This window comes from Pantoea sp. PSNIH1 (genome assembly GCF_007680655.1).
Lineage (GTDB): Bacteria > Pseudomonadota > Gammaproteobacteria > Enterobacterales > Enterobacteriaceae > Pantoea > Pantoea eucrina.
The window spans coordinates 1-7,478 of record NZ_VEIP01000015.1; the positions used below are offsets into that span (position 1 = coordinate 1).

Annotated in this window: 8 protein-coding genes and 2 pseudogenes; 2 read left to right on the forward strand and 8 right to left on the reverse strand. The window is 45.6% G+C overall.

Features of this window, described 5'->3' with window-relative positions; all coding sequences use genetic code 11:
• Together FS690_RS18080 and FS690_RS18085 are read right to left on the reverse strand one after the other, a co-directional pair.
• Nucleotides 1-419 (reverse strand): annotated as a pseudogene (locus FS690_RS18080) (hypothetical protein); the annotation flags it as partial.
• Entirely contained in the window at nt 416-1,252 is an 837-nt protein-coding gene (locus FS690_RS18085) for a hypothetical protein (protein WP_145340211.1), read from the reverse strand. The gene FS690_RS18085 and the pseudogene FS690_RS18080, both read right to left, overlap by 4 nt.
• Before the next feature lie 299 nt (nt 1,253-1,551).
• Between FS690_RS18085 and FS690_RS18090 the strand changes: the two genes are divergently transcribed.
• Nucleotides 1,552-1,935 (forward strand): hypothetical protein, encoded by a 384-nt coding sequence (locus FS690_RS18090; RefSeq protein ID WP_145340213.1) that lies wholly within the window; start codon nt 1,552-1,554, stop codon nt 1,933-1,935.
• Between the two features lie 49 nt (nt 1,936-1,984).
• On the opposite strand, the gene FS690_RS18095 is transcribed toward FS690_RS18090, so the two are convergent.
• Nucleotides 1,985-2,425, reverse strand: coding sequence for a hypothetical protein (locus FS690_RS18095; RefSeq protein WP_145340215.1), 441 nt, complete (start codon nt 2,423-2,425; stop codon nt 1,985-1,987).
• Nucleotides 2,426-4,175: 1,750 nt separating this feature from the next.
• On the opposite strand from FS690_RS18095, the gene FS690_RS18100 reads away from it, so the two are divergent.
• Nucleotides 4,176-4,457, forward strand: a complete 282-nt coding sequence (locus tag FS690_RS18100) for a hypothetical protein (RefSeq protein WP_145340217.1) — start codon at nt 4,176-4,178, stop codon at nt 4,455-4,457.
• 4 nt (nt 4,458-4,461) lie between these two features.
• On the opposite strand, the gene FS690_RS18105 is transcribed toward FS690_RS18100, so the two are convergent.
• The 5 genes and pseudogenes from FS690_RS18105 to FS690_RS18135 all read right to left on the reverse strand — a co-directional run.
• Nucleotides 4,462-4,689: a DUF2442 domain-containing protein gene (locus FS690_RS18105; protein ID WP_145340219.1), complete on the reverse strand. Its 228-nt coding sequence runs from the start codon at nt 4,687-4,689 to the stop codon at nt 4,462-4,464.
• 829 nt (nt 4,690-5,518) lie between these two features.
• Entirely contained in the window at nt 5,519-5,920 is a 402-nt protein-coding gene (locus FS690_RS18110) for a helix-turn-helix domain-containing protein (protein ID WP_145340221.1), read from the reverse strand.
• Nucleotides 5,921-5,930: 10 nt separating this feature from the next.
• Nucleotides 5,931-6,110 carry a Rop family plasmid primer RNA-binding protein gene (locus FS690_RS18115; protein ID WP_145340223.1) on the reverse strand — a complete coding sequence of 60 codons (180 nt, stop codon included), beginning with the start codon at nt 6,108-6,110 and terminating at the stop codon, nt 5,931-5,933.
• A 103-nt stretch (nt 6,111-6,213) separates the two neighbouring features.
• Nucleotides 6,214-6,453, reverse strand: coding sequence for a hypothetical protein (locus tag FS690_RS18120; RefSeq protein WP_023281101.1), 240 nt, complete (start codon nt 6,451-6,453; stop codon nt 6,214-6,216).
• A 635-nt stretch (nt 6,454-7,088) separates the two neighbouring features.
• A pseudogene (locus FS690_RS18135) lies at nt 7,089-7,478 on the reverse strand (hypothetical protein); the annotation flags it as partial.

The following is a 7,478-nucleotide window of genomic DNA, read 5'->3' on the forward strand; positions in this document are numbered from 1 at the left end:
TCTATTAAAGAGAGATTACCAGCATCAAAGAACATATCCTCAAATACGTCAACAATTTCTTTCATTGCTATTTTTTTTGAGGTATCTATAGCTATAATAGCGTTTTCGTAAGAATCTCTCTGATAGGAGATCATCCCATAAAACCTATCATCCAACCTTTTCAAGTTTTCCCTTTTTTCAATACTTAAGTTTTGCTTTTGCTGATACAATGAAGATATGACTAATATCAAAATAGTAATAAAACTAAGGACAGGGTTTAAAATCCCGCCAACAAAATCACCAAACTGCCCCCATACCTCGCTACTTTTCGAAGCAGGATACCCGAGCTTATATTTAAACCAAAAAACATAAGCTGCAAAAACACCAAAAACCGCAAAGGCAGCAAAGCCTAAGATTAAAAACCAAAACCTTTTTTTCATGGCTTAACAACGTTACTTATCATGTACTTAATAACATCCCCTGAGCTATTTCTTCGAGCTTTCACTGTCATTCTCAGGCTAGTCCTAGCCTCGTCACTAACTCCGTTATTGTTATGAAGATTTTCTGACGCCAGTCTTTTTACAGCAGTCCTAACCCGACTATAAGGGCCAATAAATCCAAAAGGAACTGTAGTATTTTCTCCTTCTAGCAAAATCCTTCCGTTCCCTGTAAATGAATTGAACCTTGTAACCATTGCATCTATATCGAATAAATTAACATCATCCGTGAAGTTAAATATATTCTCTGATGTAGTTTGGTTTATCTCAAAAACCTTTAAACTTCTTTTATCAACATGCCTTCTAAGAGAAACAGTGTAACCTTTCATCTTGGAAATTTTATGCATGCTTTTCACTCTCTCGTGAATCCTATCTATTATTTTATCTTCGATTTTTTCTATATTTTTAAGCCTTTTCTCAGCTGATTGACTAAGCTTACCTGGCTCGGTGTATGTTGACTCATAAATAAAATAAGCGATAAGCTCTGATACGACTGAATTACCAAGCTTTTTCAGTCTATCTACTTTAATTGGGTCCGTTACTCTGATTTTAAAATTCTGAACATATGATCCAGTCCATGCGTTCATCAATTGTGATCTTACGTTATCGGATGCACTTAATTTAGAATCCACATGATTGTTAGATAAAACACTGTCAGTTATTATGGTTAACGCACCAGAAACACCAGACATTGTTTCTAATGCGTACTCCATATCAACAAGGCTTCTTCCAGATTCGATTTTTAGTTGGAAGTTAATTTCAGCTTCTGCGGCCATAAGCGTCCCAATTCGTCCATAACAGGTGGTGATTTTTTTCATTAAGAAGAGCAAGCGGGAAAACAACATCCCGTTTGCAATAAGAACCTTCTTATGATTTTCTATATTGCGCACTTTAATTCAAGCTATTTTTGTTGGTTTTATATTCATTAAAACCAATAAGTTAATTTGAGAAGCGCTTGATTCAAGCTAGTTGGAAACTTCTTAACTACAGAATTATTTCATTAGTACTAACCCATGAAATTCGCATCAAAAAAATAAATAGCCATTAAATTCATACACATACAAAAGGTAGCTTTATGAATAATGATGAGACAAACCATCAACCCAGTTCAGAAATCGTTCCTTTTAGTGAACTTCAGCAAACCCCTGTTGACCTCAATGTAGCAATTGAGCAGGCCAATCAGATGCACATGATATTGTCAAAAATGAAGATAACTAAGGCGGTTTTCGAGACGGGAACCCATTACCAGAATGACGGAAATAGTGTCATTGTGGCTGGAGACGGATTGATTGTGGAAAAGAAAGAGCATACAACTACAGTTTCTTTTTTAAACCCGGGGAGCACCCTTAGCGATGCGATCCCAGAAATTAATCAAAATTACACACAAACTATCACGGGGGCTTTCTCTAATTGCTCTCAGTCGACAGTATCAAACCAGCTCGCAGCTCCAGAAGATTAATATATAGCCGGCCCTCTATTGCATAAAAGCCCGCGATAGCGGGCTTTTATTAGATGTTTACGGCTTTTTTGCAGTTTTTAAATGTAGTTGCATGCATTTTGCCATAGTAATCCTGTCGGTCATCATCCCATGCCCAAGAAATGAGATAGGCATCTGATGATCCACTAACAGTCCTGATGCGACGAGTCAGACCAGACCATACTCCTGTCAGGTCAGCAACATCTACTTCAAGTTCAGAGGCAAGATCTTCGCACCAGAAGCCATTTGAACTGTCGCTATTTTCAAGAATAGCCTTCAGTACAGAACGTGATTTACTGCTCAGACCTCGAACAAGCTTTTCTGCTTGGAGCGATGACAAATCAGTAGGGCCTTCACCGTTTTCTTCAAAAACATCTTCATCCACTCCTTCAGCAATAAGAGCCAGAACTTCGCTGCGTGTGCCAGCTGAAAGCTTTTGCAAATCGATTAATGACAAAAAAATCCCACTCATGTCTTACTTCTCCTCGTTGATTTGAAGAAAGACTAACACAGACTAGATGCTTAACAATACTTAAAGATGTTAGAATCAATGACAAACATCTACTAGACTAACCTTATCCCAAATTAGACGCTTTTATTTCGTTAATTTCTCTTAGGCTAAAAATAAAACCCATCCCTGACTTGAGTTTGATTTGCCATAACGTCCCTGTTCTGCGTCGTCAGACGTCAGCCTCAATCACGAACAAAAAAACCACCTATCTACTAATAAGTTGCTTAAAAAGGTGTTGTGTACACAAAGCCAATTCCTATAATTACAGTGTCTAATTTCAGATGTGAGCCACATGGCAAAAAAATATGTCTCATGGTAAAGGTGCCAACGGTCAAGGGAAGAGAACGCTTCACAAGATCACTGCCATTTTCGATCAATGGATGAGACGCCAGACAGCAACTTATTTTGTGGTTGCAAAATGTAGTTAAAGCACTGAAACGTTGTAGAAAAAACAGGCTAAGTACACTTAAACAAATAGGGTGTTTGTTTAAGAGGCGGGGCGTGAATGCGGACAATATTAGCCATCCGCCAAGGGCAGCACATTATGAAAGTTAGACACTTTCTATCACTAAATTTTGTTGTCCCAACCTGCAGATTTTAGTCGATGTGCCCCAATAAAAAGGGGTTACATAGAGATGAAAAACACAAAGCAGAAACGTGGAAAATTAGGCATCCTTCTTGTTAGTGTGATGCTTAATTTGCTGGTAGGAATCACAAGTGAAACCGTGTCGCCGTCGTTCGATTTTAGCGGTGCCAACCTTTTCAATGTGAATGTAACTATCAACAGCCCCCCTTCCATTAGGTAAAAAAGGTCGCCTCTCTAGGCGACCTCTTTTTAAATGAAGTCCGTATAGATTTACCATAACACCTCTTGCCCGCACCGCTGAAAACGCCTCAGCGCCATTCTGCGGCCTCCGGGCCAAAAGACAGCCTTTTCCCTGCCCGAAACCGCGAAAATCCGCCCTGATAATTTCTGCGCGTCTGCATGGCTATGCACGCAGGTGAATGGCGGGCGGTTCCGGGCGGATGCTGGCACTAAAGCCGCATTTTCGCAGGAAACGGTCATTTCCGGTAACGGTGAACGGGCGCGCAGTTTACTGTGCGATCGTGAGGCGTTGGACAAGCCGGCAGGCGCGGCAGATAGTTTACTCAATGCAGCCTATCGGCCTGCATTCGTCAAAGAGAAAAGGAGATCCACATGTCTAAAAATACTTCAAAAGGCCCATCGTCAAGTAACCCTGACAACGGCGGTAACTGGCCATCTACGACAGGAAACAAGTCCGGAGGAGGCAGAGGTAATGCACCATCACGCCCAAAATCTGGTAATGGTGCGGCCGCGAAGCGGTAGGGATTCTGAGAGCCAGCTGCAGGCTCAGGAGAAAACATTCTGTTTTCGGGGCAAGCATTTCAAATGACGTCATTTGGAAGCGCTTGCCCTATCCTGCATAGCAACGTTTGAGGCATGTGGATGCAAACGCCAGCACTTTGCGAATCCTGCCCTCGATCTGAACAGCAGCGAAATTTCGTCCGGACGAAATCCAGGGTATCGGGCGGCGCCTGATGAAACGTTCTGGAGTGCCGGCGGTACTCCAAAAACACATATTGTCCCACCGGTTTTGTCACTGGCGCAAAGCGGCGGTAATGACAAAACATTTCCTGTCCGGCCGTATTATGTTTTCTTCTGCATAGCTAACGGCACAAGGACATCTCCGTGAAAATCTACTGGACCCTGAAAAGTATTCCCGAGCTGAAAAAACTGTCTCCCGGGGATCGCAGAAGGCGGTGGCAAAGCGCATATAAATTAGCTTTTCGGCACTGGCAGACCCGGGGGGGCATCGTCATCTGCGGGATACTCGCTGGCGCGGGAGCGTACTTTGCCGGCATGGCCGGCACCGTAATATCTGCCGGGCTGGGCGGTTTTATTTACGGCCAGATCGTGACACACGTTGTCCTGAAATATTACCGTTACCGGCTGCATGGCGAAGCCGGCTGAGTTTTCAGGGCTGTACGGATTCCGCGCTCAGTAACCCCGCAAGCGACAGGTCTTCGTCCAGCGCGTCCCAGTGAATACCGCGCGGGGACAGCTCATAATCAGCCAGCTGCGCCGCGCCGGCATCCCTGAGCCGTGGAAAAGAAGCCAGCGGCACGCCAAGAACGCGTGCGTCACTAAGCTGCAGCCACATTTTCCCGTTGCTAAAGTGTGCTGTCGTGATGAAAACGTCCATAACCCCTCCGGTTGACCATAAAGAAACTCCGTTGATAGTATGTCCGCGTACTGATGTCGTCCACGACGACCACCAATGATCCGGATGCCTGAGAGGATCGCCTTCGGGTGGCATACAACACTCCTGCAGCCTGAAAGGGAGAACACATCAGTGTGGTACATCTGCCCGCCTTTGAAAGCAGATATCGACAATCATGGCTCCTACTGCCTGGCGATGAAGGTACATTCCACAATGCAGCGAACAGCGAGGCCTGTCCTGCCACTTGCCCGGACGTTTACGTCACGGCAACCATCACGACGATAAGCCTGAACCGGCCTGCCGTCATAGTCCGCTATGTTCTGCGATCACCATTCCGTTTTCCGGAAAGCACACCTTCTGCAGATGCAGCCGCGGCTCCGGACTGAACGGCGTCACTTTGATGCCCGCAAAGCGGGAACAAAGTGACGCGTGAAAAAACCACACTGCAGCCCCTGCAGCACAACGCCTGACGGCGATTTCCACAATCTGACGTGCACGTATTACGTGTTTTCATACGCCCTGAACGGGCTTTTAACCGCGACGCTGCCGGCACGACTGCAGGCAGGTTTCATTAAGAAAGGAAAAAGAACGGCTCGGTATCGATGGCGACACCAGGAGACTGGTGTGTGGAGGGAGTCTGACGCAAGTCAGCCCGGCGTAAGCCGCGAACAGGTCAGCGACCTGGGGAAACCTCGCAAGAACTCAACAATTCGTCACCCCGATGCACAGATACCAGCTGAGTCGCAGGAAGCGCAAAAGCAACCGCGCCGTCGGGGCCAGAATTACCGGAAAAGCAGGTGATGTCAGCCGGCTATTTCCAGAACTGCCACCATTTCACCGGGGACAGCTGAGGCTGCTGCATATCTTTTTTATGCTCAAGTAGCTGCAGTGATTGTTTGAGGCTGTCGATATGAGACTCCTGGGCAGAAACAAGAGTCCTGAGATGTTCAACTTCCTGTTTCAGACTGTTAATCATCTGTTCATTAGCCGTATCAGGCACTGTAACACGCTGTTCAGAAGCCTGTTCGCTGTACTGTTCAGTGACCGGAACAGAAATATTACCGAAAACACGAATAAGCTCTGAAATATCTATCATTTTTGAATTACGCACACCTGCACAAGTAGACAGTTCACCTGTTTTTATTAACCTGTGCAGCGTTGTTCTGCTTTTACCTGTAAGCCTGGCGGCCTCACTGATAGATACTTTTGCCATCCGGTTACCGTTATTCCTGATTTAACCTGTCCAGAAGCACAGCATGAAGACGTTCAGCATCCTCATGAAGCTTTTCGCACATATCCGCTTCACTGTCTAAATCCAGCTCGTTGAGCCTTTCCAGCAAGAGCAGACTCTGGTCCTGAATGAATTTCGCCATGTTAAGCGCAGTTTTTTGCTGTTTCGTCATCAAACGCTCCGGCGCGTACATGCCATATGCTGAGAACAGGTGAAATGACGCTTCCTCGGTCCCCCTGGCTGCGCCAGACGAACGCTGCGGCGAGCGTTGCTGACTAACGACGAAAAGGCTTAGGCTTGCTCCAGGTGAATTCAGCGGCCTGTCGTTCTTCTGCCCGTGCCTGTTTAGCGGCCTCAGCTTCACGCTGTCCCAGAAGCTGCTCACGGGCAACGCGCAGCACCTCTTTTTTTTCCGGCCCGGACAGCTTTTTACCCTTTGCCCGTTCCGCTGCAAAGACAGCATCATCAAGAAACTGCTTTTCAGTCTTAGATACAACATGCAGACGACCAGCCATAAATCCTCCAGGTCAACGTCAACAGCGCCCCCCTTTACCCCCGAGCCTAGTCCCCGGTACCCCGGTTTTCCATAGGCTTCGCCCTCCTGACGAGCATCACAGAAATCTGGCGATTCCCGGTGCTCAAATCAGAAGGGGCGAAACCCGACAGGACTTAAAGATACCGGACGTTTCCCTCCGGTGGCTCCCTCGTGCGCTCTCCTGTTCCCACCTTACAGCTTAGCCCGTGTCTTTCCGCTGTTATGGCCGCGTTTTCTCATACCACGCCTGACACTGGGTGCTGCTTAGGTGGTTCGCTCCAAGCTGGGCTGTATGCACGAACTCCCCGTTCAGCCCGACTACCACGTCTTGTTCAGGTAACTGTTCTCTTGAGTCCAACCCTGACAGACACGACAAAGCGCCACTGGCGGTAGCCAACGGTAACAGGTTTGCAGAGCGAGGTTGTTAAGGATTACTCAACAAGAGTTCTTGAAGTGATCACCATACTACGGCTACACTGAAAAGACAGTTTAGGTACCTGCGCTCTGCTGAAGCCAGTTACCGCGGTTCAAAGAGTTGGTAGCTCCAAGAACCATCGAAAACCACCGTTGGTAGCGGTGGTTTTCTTTCTCTGAAAGATACCTCTTCAATCTTATTCAATCAATACCTAACTTAGACTTTCTATCCTTTATACTATCTATGTAACTTTGAATCCCTAAAGACTTAGCCTCGCTAATAAAATCATTGTTATTTCTCATGTAATCAAATGCAGCGATATCTTTATAATAGAAAATACAGAAAAAAACCAATCTAATGAGACTGTAATCTGTCATATTAAAAAGCCATGCATAGTACTTTCTTTTTTCAATCTCGGTAAGGGATAAGTCCATTGAAGCCTCATCAATCATCTTTAATATCAAATAAAACTGCCTAACCATGACAAACACAGATGATTTCACAGACGCAAGCTCTATTAAAGAGAGATTACCAGCATCAAAGAACATATCCTCAAATACGTCAACAATTTCTTTCATTGCTATTTTTTT

Bases quoted from the DNA above. Each gene is read 5' to 3' on its own strand.
- FS690_RS18085 (WP_145340211.1), bottom strand. From the start codon at position 1,252: ATGGCCGCAGAAGCTGAAATTAACTTCCAACTAAAAATCGAATCTGGA.
- FS690_RS18090 (WP_145340213.1), top strand. From the start codon at position 1,552: ATGAATAATGATGAGACAAACCATCAACCCAGTTCAGAAATCGTTCCT.
- FS690_RS18095 (WP_145340215.1), bottom strand. From the start codon at position 2,425: ATGAGTGGGATTTTTTTGTCATTAATCGATTTGCAAAAGCTTTCAGCT.
- FS690_RS18105 (WP_145340219.1), bottom strand. From the start codon at position 4,689: ATGGACGTTTTCATCACGACAGCACACTTTAGCAACGGGAAAATGTGG.
- FS690_RS18110 (WP_145340221.1), bottom strand. From the start codon at position 5,920: ATGGCAAAAGTATCTATCAGTGAGGCCGCCAGGCTTACAGGTAAAAGC.
- FS690_RS18115 (WP_145340223.1), bottom strand. From the start codon at position 6,110: ATGACGAAACAGCAAAAAACTGCGCTTAACATGGCGAAATTCATTCAG.
- FS690_RS18120 (WP_023281101.1), bottom strand. From the start codon at position 6,453: ATGGCTGGTCGTCTGCATGTTGTATCTAAGACTGAAAAGCAGTTTCTT.